We start from the raw sequence: 17,152 nt of genomic DNA, 5'->3' as shown, positions 1-17,152 counted from the left end.
CTTACCTCCCCTGTCGACTGTCCGTACTGTGGAATATCTGGTTAGCGGAATCAGTAACAAACCCCTGATAGAGCTCCCCGTCCGCCAATGGAAAGCGCGAGGCGAATTCGTAATAACAACCGGGAATATGATGAATGCCGTCGCTGAAGGTGACCGGCACCCGGCTGGCCAGGGTTGAAGACTGTTCAAGTCCGACTTCAGGAGAACCCTTGATAGCGCCCCCGGCAGTATTCAGCTGAACCCCCCTTGAAGTCAGGAACGTGTTTACAGCGGCGATGCTGGTATGTGACTGCAGCGCATTGACGAAGAGAGTGAAATGGTTGGGTCTGAAGCCAAAGGCAGCCACCCAGGCAGCATATTCGCTTTCAGCCAGTAGTTGCTGATACTCCCGCCAGCTCAGCTCCCAATGCCGACCGGAGTAACAAAACCCCTCCCCAGCCCTGACAGAAGCCGGAATCTGACTGATAAGTTTGTGGACCAGCGCGTTGTTAACAGCGCCTAGCTCGGCAGTGATCAGCTGACTGATAAAGATTTTAGGTAGCTGCCTATCAGGGTGTTGCAGATGCCGCGCATAAAGGTGTTTGTCCGGGAAATGGTACTCCCCGGCAAAGTCATAACCGGCCAGCTGAAAAGGCCTTGCCAGATGATTGAGGTCGACTTCAGGCAGATCAAAGGTACGCAGCGCAATATGGTCGTTTACCAGTTCGGGATTGCGGGAGCGGAATAAACCATGAATCAGCCGCGCCTGAGGGTTAAGCTGTAGGTAGTCCAGCCACATGGCCTGAAGATGTTGTTGCAGGGTTTCAGGGTTCATAATACCCCCTTAGATGGCCAGCCAGACTGCGCCAGACGCAACAATAAAAGCGCAGTCAGCTGGCTGCGGTCAGTTAAGCTTTTGAGCTCAATGGTTTCCTGGTCGGTGTGGATATTCTGGCCACGCACACCCAGCGTATCCACATTGATTAACCCGGCCGCGGCCAGGTTATTGCCATCACAGCAGCCTCCGGTATCTTGCCAGGCAAGGGGCTGACTGAGTTGAGCTGCTATGGTTTGGACATAGCGGAGCAGGGTCAGTTGCGTTGCATGCAGTGTTTTTGGCATGCGCCCAAACCCACCGTGCAATTGCAGGTTATAGCCATCCCGCTGCGCGAAGCGATCTGACAACTGTTTGAGCTGCTGCTCACACCAATTGGCATCGGCCGGCTCACTGATGCGAATATTAAAACGAAATACACACAAGTCCGGGACCTGATTGGTACTGTGGCCGCCCTGGACAACCCCGACATTCAGGGTCAGATCAGGGCGCTGATGGTTTAAATGGTTGAGCTGCTGAATCAGTTCTGCGGCCAGCACAATGGCATTACGACCCTCTTCCGGGTTGCGTCCGGCATGGGCGCTGCGGCCGTTTATGATGCAGGTAAAATTACCGCTCCCCTTGCGTGCCCCTGCCAGATTTCCGTTTGGTAAGGCAGGTTCGAATACCAGTCCCAGATGATGTTGTGATGCGAGTTTTGTTAGCCAGTCTGCTGAGCCGGGGGAGCCGATCTCCTCATCAGGATTCAGCAGTACGGTCCAGCCCAGATTGGTACATGCGGGGTGCTGCTCCAGCGCATGCAGAGCCGTGAGCATCACCAGTAAACCGCCTTTCATATCGGCGGCGCCAGGCCCATTCAAAATATCTGCGGTCAGATAACGCGCTGTTTGAAAGGGATGTTCAGAACCGAATACAGTGTCCAGGTGTCCGCACAAGAGAATCTGCAAGGGGGCTTCCGGTCTGCGGGAAAACTGCCAGAGATCGCCCAGCGGGCGTGCAAGGCTCTCGCCCGTCATGGAGATAACGTCAGCATCAGGCAGGGTATGGCGTACACACTGAAGGTCAGGAAACGCGCTCTGAAACCAGATTTGCATAAGCTCGCCGCACTGATTGATCCCCGCCGGGTTATCGCTGCCGCTGTTGATGCCAACCAGCCTTTCCAGGCGCTGGACCATTTCATCCTGTTGTGCTGCGCACCAGTCCAGTATTTCGAGTTCCTGGACCGAGATGCCGTGCATAAGATCAGACATGATCAAGTGCCACCGTCATTCAGAAAACATTGCATGGCGCTGGACAGCCGTGTCATGCCCTCGTCAATGTCCGCTTCCGGGATATTCAGCGCCGGTGCCAGTCGCAGCACATTGGGTCCGGCAACCAGCACCATCAGACCAGCATCCAGCGCCTGCATCAGCAGTTCACGTCCACGTCCGGCAAAGTGTGGCATTAGCTCACAACCAATCAGTAATCCCTGTCCCCGTATCGCACTGAAAACCGGAGCGTTGTCATTGGCATGTTTCAGTGCATCCACAAGGTACTGGTGACGCGTCAGAACCCCTGCAAGCAAGTCGGGGTCAGCGATCAGTTCAAGCACTTTGGCGGCGACAGCACAGGCCAGTGGATTGCCGCCATAGGTGCTGCCATGACTGCCAAAATTGAACGCTGTCGCAATCTCTTCACGACACAACATAGCGCCCACGGGGAAGCCGTTACCCAGCGCCTTGGCGGTTGTGAGAATGTCTGGCGTGGCTTCCGGGAAGTGTTCATAGGCAAACAGTTTGCCGGTGCGCCCCATGCCGGTCTGGATTTCATCAAAGATCAGTAAGGCATCATGCCGGTCGCACAGGTTGCGGGCCGCTAACAGGAAATCACGGTCGGCGGGAATGATGCCCCCCTCCCCCTGAATCGGTTCAAGTACAACGGCACAGGTGCGTTCAGAGATGGTTTTTTCCAGCGCCTCAATATCATTAAAGGGAAGATGGGTGATCCCCGCAGGAACCGGTTCAAAACCCTGACGGTATTTAAGCTGGCCGCCTACACTGACGGTAAACAGCGTGCGCCCGTGGAAGCTGTTCTGGAAACTGATCAGCTCGTGCTTCTGCGGACCTACACGATCATGTGCGTATTTGCGCGCCAGTTTGAAGGCCGCTTCATTGGCCTCCGCTCCGGAGTTGGCAAAATAGACCTTCTCGGCAAAAGTATGCTGACAGAGTTGTTGCGCCAGATGAATGGCGGGTTCGTTGGTCCAGACATTGCTCAGGTGCCATAGGGTATTGGCTTGCTGCGTGAGTACATCCACCAGTGCGGGGTGGCAATGTCCCAGGGCGGTAACGGCGATACCGCCGGCAAAATCGATATATTCTTGGCCAGCCTGATCCCATACCCGGCTACCTTTGCCCCGCACAGGGATCATCTCCGGCGGTGCATAGTTCGGAACCATATACTCATCAAACAGCGCGCGGGTCACTTTTGAGTGCATAAGCCCTCCTGATGCCATGGTATTCGCTATCAGTTTAGTCGTTTAGCGGAGGGCAGGAGGTAAAGTGCTGATTGGAAGGCATAAAAAAAGCACCCACTGAGGGTGCTTTTGAAAATTCTTGAAGGCAGGTAGCGCTTACAACGCGTCAGGACCACTTTCGCCGGTACGGATACGAATAACCTGCTCCAGCGGGGTCACGAAGATCTTACCGTCACCAATTTTGCCGGTGTTGGCGGTTTTGCTGATGGCTTCAATGGCCTGATTCACCATATCGCCTTCCAGTGCGATTTCGATTTTAACTTTTGGCAAAAAATCCACCACGTACTCTGCACCGCGGTACAGTTCAGTGTGACCTTTCTGACGGCCAAAACCTTTCACTTCGGTAACAGTGACACCCTGGATGCCAATTTCAGACAGCGCCTCGCGGACATCATCCAGCTTGAACGGCTTAATTACCGCAGTAACCAGTTTCATATAGCTTCATCCTCGTCTGCAGCGGCTGAATCTGAATATGCCTCAGAGAACAACCGGTTATGAACGTTGTTGAAAGAACCCGTGGGTCTTCAGAGAGGCCCCTAGTATAACCAGATTTAGCCGGGATGGAATCATCGGCGTATTTGCAGCCAAAAAACAAAAAAGGGTGCTCAGAGCACCCTTTTCGCTTTAACTCAGGAACTTACTTGGAAGAGGTAAACTCTGGGTAAGCTTCCATACCGCACTCAGACAGGTCAACGCCTTCGTACTCTTCTTCTTCAGATACACGCACACCCATGATCACTTTGATGATCAACCAGGTAACCAGACTGGTTACGAATACCCAACCGAAGATAGTAGCAGCACCGATGATCTGACCAGTGAAGGTAGAACCGTCGTTAGTAACGGGTACCAGCAGCAGACCCAGCAGACCTACAACACCGTGTACAGAGATCGCACCAACTGGATCGTCGATCTTCATTTTGTCGATAGCCAGGATGCTGAATACAACCAGCGCACCACCGATCGCACCGAACAGGGTAGCCTGCAGGGCAGTCGGAGTAGATGGTTCAGCAGTGATGGCAACCAGACCGGCCAGTGCACCGTTCAGGGTCATGGTCAGATCCGCTTTACCGAACATCAGGCGTGCAACGATCAGGGCAGCAATTGCACCTGCAGCCGCAGCAGCGTTGGTGTTCATGAATACAACCGCAACCGCATTTGAGTTTTCAACATCGGAAGTAGCCAGTACGGAACCACCGTTGAAGCCGAACCAACCCAGCCACAGGATGAAAGTACCCAGAGTAGCCATTGGCAGGTTGGCACCAGGAATTGCGTTGATTTCGCCGTTTTTGCCGTATTTGCCTTTACGAGCGCCCAGTACCAGAACGCCAGCCAGAGCAGCAGCAGCACCAGCCATGTGTACGATACCGGAGCCTGCGAAGTCAGAGAAGCCCAGGTCGCCCAGAGTGTACATGCCGAATACAGCATTGCCACCCCAAGTCCAGGAACCTTCCATTGGGTAGATGAAGCCAGTCATAACAACAGCAAACACCAGGAATGCCCACAGTTTCATACGCTCTGCTACAGCACCGGAAACGATGGACATTGCAGTTGCAACGAATACAACCTGGAAGAAGAAGTCAGCTGAAGGCGCGTAGGTTGCTGGCTCATCACCAGAGAAACCGTCACCAGTAATGCCGGACAACAGGTAGTCACCACCGTACATGATGGCATAACCGCACACCATGTACATGATGCAGGCAATCGCGTACAGCGCGATGTTTTTAGTCAGGATTTCAGTGGTGTTTTTGGCGCGAACCAGACCGGATTCCAGCATCGCAAAGCCAGCAGCCATCCACATTACCAACGCACCACACACCAGGAAGTAGAAGGTGTCCAGCGCGTACTTCAGCTGAGTAACGTCAGCTACTGTCGTGTTCAGAATTTCTTCCATTGAGGTAACCTCCAGAAGCTATAAAATGTGTTGATTAAAGTGCTTCGTTGCCGGTTTCACCGGTACGGATACGCACAACCTGCTCCAGCGGCATGACAAAGATTTTGCCATCGCCGATTTTGCCGGTCTGCGCAGCCTGACTGATGGCATCAACCACCTGGTCAACGATGTCGTCTGCAACCGCAGCGTCAACGCGCACTTTAGGCAGGAAGTCCACAACATACTCTGCACCGCGGTACAGTTCTGTGTGGCCTTTCTGACGGCCAAAACCTTTAACTTCTGTTACGGTGATACCCTGCACACCGATATCAGAAAGAGCTTCACGGACATCATCCAGTTTGAATGGTTTGATGACAGCGGAGATCATTTTCATTGAGTTGTCCCCCATTTATGCATAATGCGAAAGCTTTATGCTTCAGTACGAAGCGTCGAGCAGAAAAGTTGATCGACTTGCTCACAGTACAGCGAAACCTGTGCCATCTTTCTTTGTGGTATTTAAAATCAATAGGTTAGCCATTTTTAATGATTAACCCTAAGACTAAACGCATCATAATAATGCACAAAAAATAGCCAATGTTCGGTTTTGGTGCGCATTTTTGCCGCATTTTATCGCTCAGTGTGAATTGATATAGTGCAAGCAATAGAGATAACCGAACACGGAGATGACCATGATTAATCAGGCATTTATAGAAGGACTGGCTGAGCAGCTGGGGCAGATGGTGTCCGGTCAGACCGGGAGTACCCAGGCGCAGGTCAAGCAGATGCTGCAATCTGCCTTTAGCAGGCTTGACTTGGTCACACGGGAGGAGTTTGATGCTCAGAAGGCCGTTTTACAGCGCACCCGTGAAAAGGTCGATGCGCTGGAAGCACAATTGGCGGCTATGCAAGCTTCAGACTCATCCAATTCCTGAACGGGCACTCCATGGAACTACCTGAACAGCAGTTCTTCCTGCAATCGCCGCAGGCGATGGTCATTACTGACAGTGACAGCAATATTATTCGGGTAAACCCCGCGTTTGAACGAATCACAGGTTACAGCTTTGCCGAAGTGGTGGGCGAAAAAGCCCATATTCTGGCGGCAGAAGCACTCAATATGCAGGTCTATGAGGTGCTCTGGCCAGCCTTGCGCAGTAACGGTAGCTGGCAGGGGGAACTCTGGCAACAGCATAAGGACGGCACTGTTTACCCGGTCTGGTTGTCGATCTGCTGCCTCTGGGATGAAGGCCGGCTGATGGGTTATGCGGCACAGTTTTTTGATATCAGCCCGCTGAAAACCGCGATCACGCTGCAGGCCGAGCCGGTCCATTATGATGAGCTGACACAGTTGCCGAGTTGGGATCGATTTCGTGATGTGATGGATGCCCGGTTGCAGCGTGCCGCCGAGATTAAAGAGCAGATGGCAGTGCTGCTGATCGACCTTGATCGTTTCAAGTGGATCAACGATACCCTGGGGCGTGAAGTGGGTGATGGACTGTTGCAGGAAGTGGCCCGGAGGTTGGGTTCTGTAGCGCCGATGCCCAATTCCCTGGCGCGTCTGAACAGTGACGAATTTGTCATGCTGGTGCCCTGCATGGACGGTGTTGAGACCGCCACGCGCATTGCGCAGCAGGTGGTAGAGCAGTTGGGCCACGGCATTATGGTGGACCACCGGGAAATCTTTATCAGTGGCAGTGTGGGCATTGCCATGACCCCTGAGCACGGCAACCGTGCACGGGATCTGGTGAAAAAGGCCGATGTCGCCATGTACGCCGCCAAACAGGGTGGCCGCAATACCTTCAGAGTCTATAACCCGCTGCTCGAGTTGAGTAAGGGGCCGCAGATTCTGCATGAAGAAGATCTGGTGATGGCGCTGGATGCAGGCCATTTACAGATGTGTTTCCTGCCGGTGTACAGCCTGCATAATCATCAGGTGGTGGCGGTGCATGCGGCACCTATCTGGCAGCATGAAGAGTTAGGTCAGGTACCTTTCAGTGGTTTTTCTTCACTATTGCAGGGTGCAGGTTCTGTGCGTAAGTACGAGAGTTGGCTGGCGCAGGAACTGCAATCCTTTAATCTGATCTGGGAACGTTATCCCGGACTTCGCTTTATATCCCTCAGGCTGGAAAAGCAGCAGTTGAAAGCCGAAGATGATGCTCAGCGCTGGCTGGCACTGTTACAGAAGTATCAGATGGCAGGTGCAATCCTGCTGGATATCGATCTTGAGACTGCTCAGGAAAAAGAGGGCCTGTTGTTTGATGTGCTCACCTCTGATGCGTTGCTCTCCCTGAGTGGTTTTTCCCGCAAAATGCCGGATCTGGAACAATTAAAAGATATCCATCCGGATATTATTCGGCTGGATGCGGATCTGGTGACGAATATGAGTGGCGACACTATGCGGCAGAAGCAGATACGCAGTGTGTTGCATATGGCTGACCGGCTGGGTATCGAGGTGCTGGCCGATGGTGTTGCTACCGCTGGTCAGCGTGGTGAGCTGATGGGTCAGGGCTGTATGCTGATGCAGGGACGTTATTTTGGTTTGCCGCTGAGTTTAGAGCAGTTGCTGGCACATCTGGCGGTAGAACACTAAGCTGTTGCTGATCGTTATGTGTCCATTCACTTCCAGGGAAGGAAGTTATGTCGCTTGCCACTATCCATACTCGGGCGCTGGTGGGTATCTCTGCACCTCCAGTCACTGTTGAAGTTCACCTGTCGGGCGGACTGCCCTCCTTTGCCATCGTTGGCTTACCAGAAACCGCCGTAAAAGAGAGCCGTGAGCGGGTCCGCAGTGCTCTGCTGAATGCCGGTTTTGAGTTTCCCCAGCGTCGACTCACCGTTAATCTGGCACCGGCTGATCTGCCCAAAGAGGGCGGACGTTATGATCTCGCCATCGCGATTGGTATTCTGGTGGCCAGCGGCCAGCTGAATGCGCCTGAGATTGATCAGTATGAGTTTCTTGGCGAGTTGGCACTGTCAGGTGAGCTGCGACCAATTGAAGGGGTGATACCTGCGGCGTTGTCCTGTCAGACGGCCGCTCGCAAGCTGATTTTACCGGTTACCGGGGCTGAGCAGGCCGGTCTGGTGCGCGAACTCACCGCCCATGCTGCTGATCATCTGCTGAAAGTCTGTGCGCATCTTGTAAGTGAGCAGTTACTACCTCTGGTAAGTCCACTGGAAAGAGCATCGTTCGAACAGGTTTTGCCTGATCTGGCCGACGTAAAAGGTCAGATTCAGGCGAAACGGGCGTTGGAGCTGGCGGCGGCCGGTGGGCATAACCTATTGTTTTCAGGCGCACCGGGTAGTGGTAAAAGCATGCTGGCGCAGCGTTTGACCGGTTTGATGCCGCCCTTAACCGAAAAAGAACAAATAGAGGTGGCTGCGGTTCATTCTGTAGCTGGCCGAGCCGAACAGGTACAACTGCACTATCAGAGACCTTTTCGGGCGCCGCACCATACCGCCTCTGCTGTGGCGCTGGTGGGTGGCGGCAGTTTGCCGCGACCGGGTGAGATCTCGCTGGCCCATCATGGTGTCCTGTTTCTGGATGAACTGCCGGAGTTTAGCCGCAGTGTGTTGGAAGTGCTGCGCGAACCTCTGGAAGCCGGTGAAATTGTGATATCTCGAGCGGCACGCCAGGCAGCCTTTCCTGCTCAGTTTCAACTGGTTGCCGCCATGAACCCCTGCCCCTGTGGTTACTTTGCTGATGGCTCCGGGCGTTGTCAGTGCGGATCGGATCAGGTGCGGCGTTATCAGTCACGGTTGTCAGGCCCCCTGCTTGATCGGATTGATCTGCAACTGTCGGTGCGTGCTCTGCCCAAAGAAGATCTGTTGTCCGATGCTCCAGCGCATGAACCTACCGCTGTGGTGCGTGAGCGCGTGATTCAGGCACGGCAACTGCAATTGGCGCGTCAGGGCTGTGCCAACCGGCAGTTAAGCGGCAGGATGCTGGAACAGCATTGTCAGTTAAGTCGGGAGGATCAGTTAATGCTAGCGGGGGCTTTGGAAACACTGGGCTTATCTGCGCGGGCTTACCATCGTATTTTACGGGTGGCGAGGACCATTGCTGATCTGGCACAGCGGGAAAAGATTATGGAGGCGGATCTGCTGGAGGCGTTGAGTTATCGCTCAGGTCTGAAATCCAGCTTATAGTGCCTGTGCTTCAATTTCATAATCTTCGATAACCATTTCCATCTGATTGTCATTGGCGCACTGGCGCACGGTATGACGGAAGGTATCGAAGTCAACTGGGCGACTGAAGAAGTAACCCTGCACCATATCGCACTGATGCTCGACCAGAAAATCCAGTTGTTCCTGACGTTCCACGCCTTCTGCGATAACACCTTTGCCCATATTGTGGGCCAGATTGATGATGGTTCTGACGATTTCGGCATCGTCAGCACAGGTGGTCACATCGGTGATAAAGGAACGGTCGATTTTGATGGTATCAATTGGCAGTTTTTGTAGCAGGGAGAAGGAAGAATAACCGGTACCAAAATCATCCAGCGAGAAGGAAACGCCGGTTTCCGACAGGCTTTCCAGGCAGGCAAGTACATGCTCTTCGTCTTTGTGCAGGGCCGATTCAGTTAACTCAAAGACCAGCGCCCGGGTATCAACCTGCGTTTTGTTGAGAATCCGCTTGATGGTTGGCACCAGTTTATCGTCACCAAACTGGCGGAACGACAGGTTGACGCCAAAGTGGCGCATATCAATGCCTTCGGCCTTCAGTTGCTGAAGATGGATACAGGCCTGATGAATAACCCAATAACCAATCGGTACAATCAGACCGGCCTGCTCACAGATCGGGATAAACTCATTTGGCATTAGCAGGCCGCGTTTCGGGTGTTGCCAGCGGATCAGGGCTTCTGCCCCCTCAATTCGTCCGGTCAGCAGATTGATCTGTGGCTGATAATGCAGAATAAATTGGTTACCACGCAGTGCATGAGCAATCTCGGGTGCCAGCTCAGAGTAAAGATCGCGGCCCGGTGCCATTTTCTGATGGTAGAAACTGTAGCTGGTATTGAAATTCTCTTTACTGGCCTGGCGCGCCAGCACTGAATTTTGCAGCAGGGTTTCACCATCACGGCCATGGCCCGGACTGATGGCGATGCCGATGGAGCTGCACACCTGCAGTTGCTGGTGGTTGAAATGAAAGGGTTGCTGCATATCGTTGATGAACTGACGCAGCTTCTGTGTCACAAACTCTTCAACATTCTCAAACGGTGAGGTCTCGATAATCAGACCGAACTCATCGCTGCTCAGGCGTGCAACCACTTCGCAGGGGCTGAATGCATTACGAATCCGCTCGGCCAGTTCAATCACAATGAGGTCACCATTGTGCTGGCCAAAACTACTGTTAAGCGAGCGGAAGTTATTAATATCGATTGAGATGACGGCCAGACGATTGCCATTCTCTTCATGCGCGGCAAGTTTGCTTTCCAGCGTGCGTCGAAACAGCAGCCGATTGCCTACGCCGGTCAGTGGATCCGTATCGCGTAATTGCTGGATCAAACGACTTTGGTGATGGCTGTTTATGGCGTGGCGCAGAGCGCGGTCGAGCAGCTCAGGCGAAAACTGTGTGACTGAGACGTAATCAAACGCGCGGGCTTTGAGTAGCCTCTCCCCTTCTGTTTCAGAGATATGTTCGCCCAGTGCAATGATCGGGGTGTTAGGCACCAGTTGAGAGAGTCGGCTGATCGCCTGAGGGTATTTCTTACCGAGTTGCTTACCCGCAAACATCAGCACTGAATACTGACCCTGTCGGAGGCAGGCAACACCGTCACGCAATGAGGTTGTGATGGTCAGCCGGTTTTTGTGGGTGGTCTTGACCAAAGAACGCATAATAGACTTGCTGACCCGATCAACGTCGATCAGCAAGATCTTTTGCAGATCCTGAGCTGTATGGCCTCGAGCCTGGTACATAACCCCTTCCCGTACAACGACTGAAGTGCCAACTTCAGTCAGATGGCTGCCCCACTTTCTTTATACATGTCATAATAGCGTCGGGCCTGATGCCTGGGCCCGCGAACAGCTGAACGTGGTATAAACACCATCACCTGTCTTTATGCATTCGGCCTTGGTAATTAAAACTTTAATCATTTCCTGAGTTGGTATAGTGAAACACCTTAATGCCCGACAGCGTGACGCTGTGAAATATATCAACGGCCCTCTACTGGTGCTGGCTGGGGCAGGCTCGGGCAAGACCAGTGTGATCACGCAAAAAATTGCCTATCTGGTGAATGAGTGCGGTATCAGACCGGCCAATATTGCAGCCGTCACCTTTACCAATAAAGCCTCCCGCGAGATGAAAGAGCGCGTCAGCAGCCTGTTGGAAGGCCAGCCTTCACGCGGTCTGACTGTAGCCACCTTTCATAATCTGGGCATGACCATTATCCGGCGCGAGCACAAGCTGCTGGGTTTTAAACCGGGCTTTTCAATTTTTGACGCGCAGGATAGCAAGGCGCTGCTGCGCGATCTGATGCTGCATAACAACGAAGAGACGGACCAGGTCGATGCCGTCCAGCACCAGATCTCAAACTGGAAAAACGACATGGTAGATCCGGACACGGCGCTGAGTCGTGCCCAACTGCCGCTGGAGATTCTCGCAGCCCGGGCTTATGAAGCCTACGAAACCCATCTGCGGGCCTACAATGCTGTGGACTTTGATGATCTGATTCTGATCCCGGTGCGTTTGTTTGCCTCGCAGCCGGATGCGCTTGAGCGTTGGCAAAACCGCCTGCGATATCTGCTGGTAGATGAGTATCAGGACACCAACCTCTCCCAATACCGCTTGGTCAAACAGCTGGTGGGGACCCGCGGTGCATTGACGGTGGTGGGTGATGATGATCAGTCGATCTATGCCTGGCGCGGCGCGCGACCTGAAAACCTGGCTCAATTGCAGCAGGACTTTCCCAGCCTGAAAGTGATCAAGCTGGAGCAGAATTACCGTTCGACCAGCCGGATCCTGAAAGCCGCCAATACACTGATCGCCAATAATCCCCATGTCTTTGAGAAGCAGTTATGGAGTGAGATGGGCATGGGGGATCCGATCCGCGTGCTGCACAATGCCAATGAAGAGGCTGAGTGCGAGCGCATCGCCATGGAGATCCTTGATCTGCATCTGCGGAACACGGTCGCCTTTCGCGATATGGCGATACTGTACCGGGGTAACTTTCAGGCCCGCTTGCTGGAGATCAAACTGCAGCAGTATCAGGTGCCCTACAAACTCAGTGGCGGCACCTCGTTTTTTGCCCGCACCGAAATCAAAGACCTGATGAGTTATCTGAAGGTGCTTATTAACCCGGATGATGACAATGCCTTTCTGCGTATTATCAATCTGCCCCGGCGTGAAATAGGCCCTAGTACGCTGCAGAAACTGGGTTCTTATGCGCTGGAGCGCCAGATCAGCATGTTTGATGCCTGTGGTGAGCTGGGCCTTGAACAGGTGATGCCGGCCAATGCGGTTCAGCGTTTAAGACGTTTTTGCCAGTGGATGCAGCATATTCTCAAGCAGTGTTATGAGCATGATCCGATAGAAGCGATCACAGAGATGATGCGTGATATGGATTATGAAGGCTGGATTGCTGAAAACAGCACCAGTGATGCCATGGCTGAAAAGCGAATTCAGAATGTCGGCTTTCTGCTGGATTCACTGCGCTCAACGCTGGAACGCCTGCAGGAAGATGACCCGGATGCGGGCATTGAGGAAGCCATTACCCGACTGGTACTGCTGGATATGCTGGACCGTCAGGAAGAGGAAGACGATTCAAACCGGGTTCAATTGATGACCCTGCATGCCTCTAAAGGGCTGGAATTTCCCTATGTGTTCCTGATGGGTATGGAAGAAGAGTTGCTACCGCACCGAAATAGCATTGAAAGCGATAACATCGAAGAAGAACGACGGCTGGCGTATGTGGGTATCACCCGGGCCAAGCGTGCGTTGACCATCACGCTGGCAAAACAGCGCAAACAGTATGGTGAAAAAGTAGACTGTGTTCCAAGTCGTTTTCTGGACGAACTGCCGCCGGAAGATCTCGAAGTGGAAGGTTTGGGTGAGCGTTGCCAGGTTGCCAATCAACGCCGGGGTAACGCCACGCTAAACAGTCTGAAAAATATGTTTGATTGATTCAGACACAAAAAAAGGCCGCATTCGCGGCCTTTTTTAGCAATCTCGAAATTACTTGGCGCTTTCAACCATGTATTTGATGGCGTTACGCAGTTCTTTATCAGAACAGTCAGCACACAGACCACGTGGTGGCATAGCGTTCAGGCCGTTAATGGCGCTTTCCAGCAGCGCGCCCAAACCTTTAGAACCACGCTCAGCCCAGTCACTGGTGCCGTATTTCGGCGCGCCAGCAGCGCCGGTCGCATGACAGCCTGCACATTTGCCGTTGTAGATCTCTTCACCGGTACGGGTACCGCCTGAAGCTGCCGCTACAGGAGCCGCGCCACCACAGCTGGTGTCGCCTTCGATACATACGGAACCAACAGCTTTGATACGCTCAACGACAGCAGCGTCGTCGTTAGCAGCCTGAGCTGAAGTGCCCAGGAAGATGCTCAGTCCTAGCGCAAACAGTACAGAAGTGATTTTTTTCACAGTCACGACCTCTTAATCGCTCAAATTGTAAAATGTTCAACATCGCCTGAGGGATGCCAGGGCAAAAGCCGCGCAAATGCAGAGGCGTTTATACAGGCTTGGATGCTTAAAGTTTCATCGGCTGCGAATTATAACGACAAATAAGCACAACTCAAATGGGGCTTTGGCCGCAAGCAACCTACTTTGGGTCAAAAAAAATGCTAAAAAGTGTGGTTTTTCACTGGCGGAAAGCGAAACAGGGGTCTTATACTATGGTCTAATTCTTCGCGGACAGTGAGAGCACAATGCTGCAACCAGCCCATCAACCGGCCCCCTGCGCCTGCTTTTCCAACGCTCAAAACTCTTCTGAAGGCACCAGTCTTCGCCTCCTCAGTGAAATTCCCAGTCAGTCCGTGTATCGATGTCAGCAATGCCAGGCTTTTTTGGCGTTTCACAAGCCCAGTCAAACCTGGGATGTAATCGTGCCCGGCATTCAACGCAAAGGGGCAAAAACGCTCTACTGAGTGCCAAAGGCGTTGCTCTGGAACTTAATGTGATTTTTCCTTGGCGAAGCAAGACGGCATCGGTAGAATACCGCCTGCAAACATTCCCGTGCGCCCGTAGCTCAGCTGGATAGAGTAGCAGGTTCCGATCCTGTTGGTCGGGGGTTCAAATCCCTCCGGGCGCGCCACTTTTTTATCTCCCCTATCTCCTTGTTTCTATTCGGTTAGTGCTACCCCATCCACCTGAGCTACGGGTGCAGGGGAATAGTTGTGTCTGGTGAAATACCGGAGCGGTCACTAAGCCGCGAGGAAGGTAGTTGAATTCACTGCGCTGCTACTGGCTTAGCGATCGGAACTGATTCTGCGCTTCTGTTAATGCTTCTTTGAAATCAGGCACATTCATTAGGGCTGGCAAGAGACGTTTGGCCAGCAACTGACCCGCCTCACTATCACTGGGGTAATGTACCCCGGCAATCTCGCGGCGTTGAGCAATGGACTTCGCATAGCGTTCGTATTCTTCTGCATGCGCTGGATCAATCTCTGCTGCAATCAGTGACATCAGCATTGACTGGGTGGCATGCCCGGAGGGATAGGCTGCATGGCCAGGATTATCGACCACCAGTGTCAGATCGGTTGCCAGTTGAGAAGGGCGTGGGCGAGCAAAACGGTGCTTGTCTCTGATAATAAAATACTGACTTTCGTGATCAGCCATTTTCAGTACATGAGCCGCTGCTCGTTTCATGGCCGGGGTAAAGGGTCCACCCTCAAGGTAGATCTCGGAAAATTCGCCAGCCGCAGCCTCTGCATAGATCTTCTCAATCTGCTCCTGGCTGCGGCCATGTTTTTGGTACTCACGCAATGTTTCCAATTCCTGGCGGGTGGTCGCACTGTCATTGGCAGGTGGGGCTGGCAGATTAAACTCTACCTCTGTACCAAGATATAAGGGGCCTTTTTGGAGAGTGGTAAGTACACGAGGGTCCCAGGCGCTGTCGGGGTAACGTATTGGTACTGAATTACCAGCCTGAGCCGTGCCCACGAGTAAAGCTAGCAAAATAAGGCTCAGAGCCGTGTAGGTAGAACGAAAAGTAGTAATGGGGTAGCTCCTGGAAGTATTAATCAGCGAACCTGATCAGACCTTAACAAGTCACATTGCATTCCTGAGTCTGTCGTTTGATGTGAGAGCAGCCATTCTCGCGGAAATGAATGTTTAAGCACCAGAATACTCAGATATGTTTTGGGACTCAATGGGTTGTCAGCGGGTGAGTATGGGACCGGAGGCTCAGGATCAATCAACAGTGCTACGTGTTAGGTAGATTTTTAGTCTGAGGTTCGGGTTGTATAGCCCCGGAAGTTTGATTGGGTATATCAATTACCAATCCTTTCTACCTCTACAGTCGCAGTCCCTTTATCGCTGCTAATCCACACCTCGTTATCCTGAAGATTGCATTGCAGGTTCATATTGCGAGATGCCAGTTGGGTCAGTGTATTGCTCTGCTCAACGGGGATACGCAGCAGAGTCAGATTGTCCTGCCGGTTCAGTTCAGACTGGATGGAAGTTAACCACGGCTTGACGGCCTGGTCGGAACCATAGGTTAGGATGATAACCTGCTTAGAACGGTTGCAGGCTTTACGGATGCGCTTGTCACTGGGCAGTCCAACGTCAATCCAGAGCTCAATCTCATCGGAATAGCTTTTTTGCCACAGGTCGGGTTCGTCATCAGCCGCCAGCCCCCGGGTGAATTCCAGTTGTTCGCTGGCATGCATGATAAACGCCAGAATTCGCATCATCATGCGCTCTTCGGTTTCGGAAGGGTGCAGCGCCAGTGTCAGCGTGTGATCAGCGTAATAATGCCGGTCCATGTCCGCTATTGTTAGCTGCGCTTTGAAGATAGTTGCGTTCTGAGCCACGAATTTAACCCGTTATAAATTAACCCGCGCAGTATACCCTGCCCGCCGGTGTCTGGAACCGTGAAATCTGCGTGATGGTTTTAAATAAAACCTGCGGCTGTTTATGTGCAGAGTGGGTGTGGGTAATCAGCTTACAGGCGCCCTTCCTCTATCAGCTGGCGTATCGCATCACTCAGGGCATGATGCATGATTAGCTGGTATTCATCTTTCAGGCGGGTATAGCTGTGTTTGATGCCGATGATGCTGGTATATGACGGTCGCCCGGAGGCGTCGTTCAGCGGTGCAAACTGTAAAGCATCACAGAGTTTTTTGCCCAGCTCGCTGTAGCCTTGTCTGGCCTGTCGGCTGGAATCGTGTCCGCACAGTTGAGCAAGCTGTGAATAGGAGACGGTGCGATGGGGGGCATAGTAATGCGACAACAACATCTGTTTCTCTTCATGTGAGAACAGTGTGGTATTCAGGCAGTGAAGAAAGTCAGTGGTTAATGGCAGTGATGCCGTCAGGTCAGACTCAATGTTCCAGCTTGCCGCCGTTCTGGCAATTTTGGTGTGCTCCACCTCAAGATTGGCTTCGTTATGCAGAAACTTTGCGATCTCCCTCCAGGAGGCACCTTTGCTTCTCAGTCTGATGATGACGTCTTTATAGGGAGCCAGATGTGCTTTGGATGGTTTAAAGGCTTCGGCGGCTTGAAGTAGCTGGTTCAATGAGTTCATCTGTTTAATTGCGCATGTTTTTTATAAATAGTATTACAAAATGCACAAATTGCAACATTAATGCATTTTTTGAACAGTGTGTTATCGTGGCTAAATTCCGCTTAAATTCAGCATTAAGCTGTAAAAATCATTAAAAGCGAAAAAATGGTCTCATCGGCTTAAACATTACCTCCCCTCTCCGCTTGCGGTTGGTTTGATATCAATGAGTCGAACATCTCGGTTTGCGCAAAGAAGCTCTGAGCTTTAAATGCCCGTTGAAACGA

General features: G+C 52.5%; 15 protein-coding genes and 1 tRNA gene. 5 read left to right on the top strand and 11 right to left on the bottom strand.

Going from position 1 to position 17,152, the window contains the following annotated elements:
* Position 1: 1 nt before the first annotated feature.
* From P2G53_RS10815 to glnK (P2G53_RS10790), 6 genes are all read right to left on the bottom strand, one after another.
* The gene (locus tag P2G53_RS10815; RefSeq protein WP_275817082.1) at positions 2-814 is read right to left on the bottom strand and encodes a DUF1338 domain-containing protein; all 813 of its coding nucleotides are present in this window, start codon (positions 812-814) and stop codon (positions 2-4) included.
* The gene (locus P2G53_RS10810; RefSeq protein WP_275817080.1) at positions 811-2,064 is read right to left on the bottom strand and encodes a hydrolase; all 1,254 of its coding nucleotides are present in this window, start codon (positions 2,062-2,064) and stop codon (positions 811-813) included. The genes P2G53_RS10815 and P2G53_RS10810 overlap by 4 nt, the downstream gene beginning before the upstream one ends.
* 2 nt (positions 2,065-2,066) lie before the next feature.
* The gene (locus P2G53_RS10805; protein ID WP_275817078.1) at positions 2,067-3,290 is read right to left on the bottom strand and encodes an aspartate aminotransferase family protein; all 1,224 of its coding nucleotides are present in this window, start codon (positions 3,288-3,290) and stop codon (positions 2,067-2,069) included.
* Between the two features lie 135 nt (positions 3,291-3,425).
* Positions 3,426-3,764: a P-II family nitrogen regulator gene (gene glnK / locus P2G53_RS10800; RefSeq protein WP_275817076.1), complete on the bottom strand. Its 339-nt coding sequence runs from the start codon at positions 3,762-3,764 to the stop codon at positions 3,426-3,428.
* Positions 3,765-3,966: 202 nt separating this feature from the next.
* Positions 3,967-5,220 (bottom strand): ammonium transporter, encoded by a 1,254-nt coding sequence (locus P2G53_RS10795; RefSeq protein ID WP_275817075.1) that lies wholly within the window; start codon positions 5,218-5,220, stop codon positions 3,967-3,969.
* 34 nt (positions 5,221-5,254) lie between these two features.
* Positions 5,255-5,593: a P-II family nitrogen regulator gene (glnK, locus tag P2G53_RS10790; RefSeq protein ID WP_275817073.1), complete on the bottom strand. Its 339-nt coding sequence runs from the start codon at positions 5,591-5,593 to the stop codon at positions 5,255-5,257.
* A 295-nt stretch (positions 5,594-5,888) separates the two neighbouring features.
* On the opposite strand from glnK (P2G53_RS10790), the gene P2G53_RS10785 reads away from it, so the two are divergent.
* From P2G53_RS10785 to P2G53_RS10775, 3 genes are read left to right on the top strand one after another with little or no spacing between them, the layout of a single operon-like run.
* Positions 5,889-6,131: an accessory factor UbiK family protein gene (locus tag P2G53_RS10785; RefSeq protein ID WP_275817071.1), complete on the top strand. Its 243-nt coding sequence runs from the start codon at positions 5,889-5,891 to the stop codon at positions 6,129-6,131.
* 11 nt (positions 6,132-6,142) lie between these two features.
* The gene (locus P2G53_RS10780; protein ID WP_275817069.1) at positions 6,143-7,786 is read left to right on the top strand and encodes a diguanylate cyclase; all 1,644 of its coding nucleotides are present in this window, start codon (positions 6,143-6,145) and stop codon (positions 7,784-7,786) included.
* Between the two features lie 47 nt (positions 7,787-7,833).
* Positions 7,834-9,342: a YifB family Mg chelatase-like AAA ATPase gene (locus tag P2G53_RS10775; protein WP_275817067.1), complete on the top strand. Its 1,509-nt coding sequence runs from the start codon at positions 7,834-7,836 to the stop codon at positions 9,340-9,342.
* Here P2G53_RS10775 and P2G53_RS10770 read toward each other — a convergent pair.
* On the bottom strand, positions 9,337-11,112 hold the full coding sequence (locus P2G53_RS10770; RefSeq protein ID WP_275817065.1) for a GGDEF domain-containing response regulator: 1,776 nt from the start codon (positions 11,110-11,112) through the stop codon (positions 9,337-9,339). The two genes, P2G53_RS10775 and P2G53_RS10770, sit on opposite strands and share 6 nt — an antisense overlap.
* Positions 11,113-11,305: 193 nt before the next feature.
* On the opposite strand from P2G53_RS10770, the gene rep reads away from it, so the two are divergent.
* Positions 11,306-13,315: a DNA helicase Rep gene (gene rep / locus P2G53_RS10765; protein WP_275817063.1), complete on the top strand. Its 2,010-nt coding sequence runs from the start codon at positions 11,306-11,308 to the stop codon at positions 13,313-13,315.
* A gap of 51 nt (positions 13,316-13,366) precedes the next feature.
* Here the strand turns inward: rep and P2G53_RS10760 are convergent, their stop codons facing one another.
* A complete protein-coding gene (locus tag P2G53_RS10760) occupies positions 13,367-13,786 on the bottom strand; it encodes a c-type cytochrome (protein WP_275817061.1) in 420 nt (139 codons plus the stop codon).
* A gap of 593 nt (positions 13,787-14,379) precedes the next feature.
* Between P2G53_RS10760 and P2G53_RS10755 the strand changes: the two genes are divergently transcribed.
* Positions 14,380-14,456: transfer RNA gene (locus P2G53_RS10755), tRNA-Arg, on the top strand.
* Between the two features lie 146 nt (positions 14,457-14,602).
* Here P2G53_RS10755 and P2G53_RS10750 read toward each other — a convergent pair.
* From P2G53_RS10750 to P2G53_RS10740, 3 genes are all read right to left on the bottom strand, one after another.
* Positions 14,603-15,319 (bottom strand): phosphatase PAP2 family protein, encoded by a 717-nt coding sequence (locus P2G53_RS10750; RefSeq protein WP_275817059.1) that lies wholly within the window; start codon positions 15,317-15,319, stop codon positions 14,603-14,605.
* A 314-nt stretch (positions 15,320-15,633) separates the two neighbouring features.
* Positions 15,634-16,176: a YaeQ family protein gene (locus P2G53_RS10745; RefSeq protein ID WP_275817057.1), complete on the bottom strand. Its 543-nt coding sequence runs from the start codon at positions 16,174-16,176 to the stop codon at positions 15,634-15,636.
* 131 nt (positions 16,177-16,307) lie between these two features.
* Entirely contained in the window at positions 16,308-16,889 is a 582-nt protein-coding gene (locus P2G53_RS10740) for a hypothetical protein (RefSeq protein WP_275817055.1), read from the bottom strand.
* Between the last annotated feature and the right edge of the window lie 263 nt (positions 16,890-17,152).

The organism is Neptuniibacter sp. CAU 1671 (assembly GCF_029222905.1).
Lineage (GTDB): Bacteria > Pseudomonadota > Gammaproteobacteria > Pseudomonadales > Balneatricaceae > Neptuniibacter.
Note: the sequence above shows the minus strand (reverse complement) of the source record. Positions and strands in the feature narration are given on the sequence as shown.

What these genes read in the sequence shown, in the direction of transcription:
- P2G53_RS10815 (WP_275817082.1), bottom strand. Translation starts at nt 814, where the DNA reads ATGAACCCTGAAACCCTGCAACAACATCTTCAGGCCATGTGGCTGGAC.
- P2G53_RS10810 (WP_275817080.1), bottom strand. Translation starts at nt 2,064, where the DNA reads ATGTCTGATCTTATGCACGGCATCTCGGTCCAGGAACTCGAAATACTG.
- P2G53_RS10805 (WP_275817078.1), bottom strand. Translation starts at nt 3,290, where the DNA reads ATGCACTCAAAAGTGACCCGCGCGCTGTTTGATGAGTATATGGTTCCG.
- glnK (WP_275817076.1), bottom strand. Translation starts at nt 3,764, where the DNA reads ATGAAACTGGTTACTGCGGTAATTAAGCCGTTCAAGCTGGATGATGTC.
- P2G53_RS10795 (WP_275817075.1), bottom strand. Translation starts at nt 5,220, where the DNA reads ATGGAAGAAATTCTGAACACGACAGTAGCTGACGTTACTCAGCTGAAG.
- glnK (WP_275817073.1), bottom strand. Translation starts at nt 5,593, where the DNA reads ATGAAAATGATCTCCGCTGTCATCAAACCATTCAAACTGGATGATGTC.
- P2G53_RS10785 (WP_275817071.1), top strand. Translation starts at nt 5,889, where the DNA reads ATGATTAATCAGGCATTTATAGAAGGACTGGCTGAGCAGCTGGGGCAG.
- P2G53_RS10780 (WP_275817069.1), top strand. Translation starts at nt 6,143, where the DNA reads ATGGAACTACCTGAACAGCAGTTCTTCCTGCAATCGCCGCAGGCGATG.
- P2G53_RS10775 (WP_275817067.1), top strand. Translation starts at nt 7,834, where the DNA reads ATGTCGCTTGCCACTATCCATACTCGGGCGCTGGTGGGTATCTCTGCA.
- P2G53_RS10770 (WP_275817065.1), bottom strand. Translation starts at nt 11,112, where the DNA reads ATGTACCAGGCTCGAGGCCATACAGCTCAGGATCTGCAAAAGATCTTG.
- P2G53_RS10740 (WP_275817055.1), bottom strand. Translation starts at nt 16,889, where the DNA reads ATGAACTCATTGAACCAGCTACTTCAAGCCGCCGAAGCCTTTAAACCA.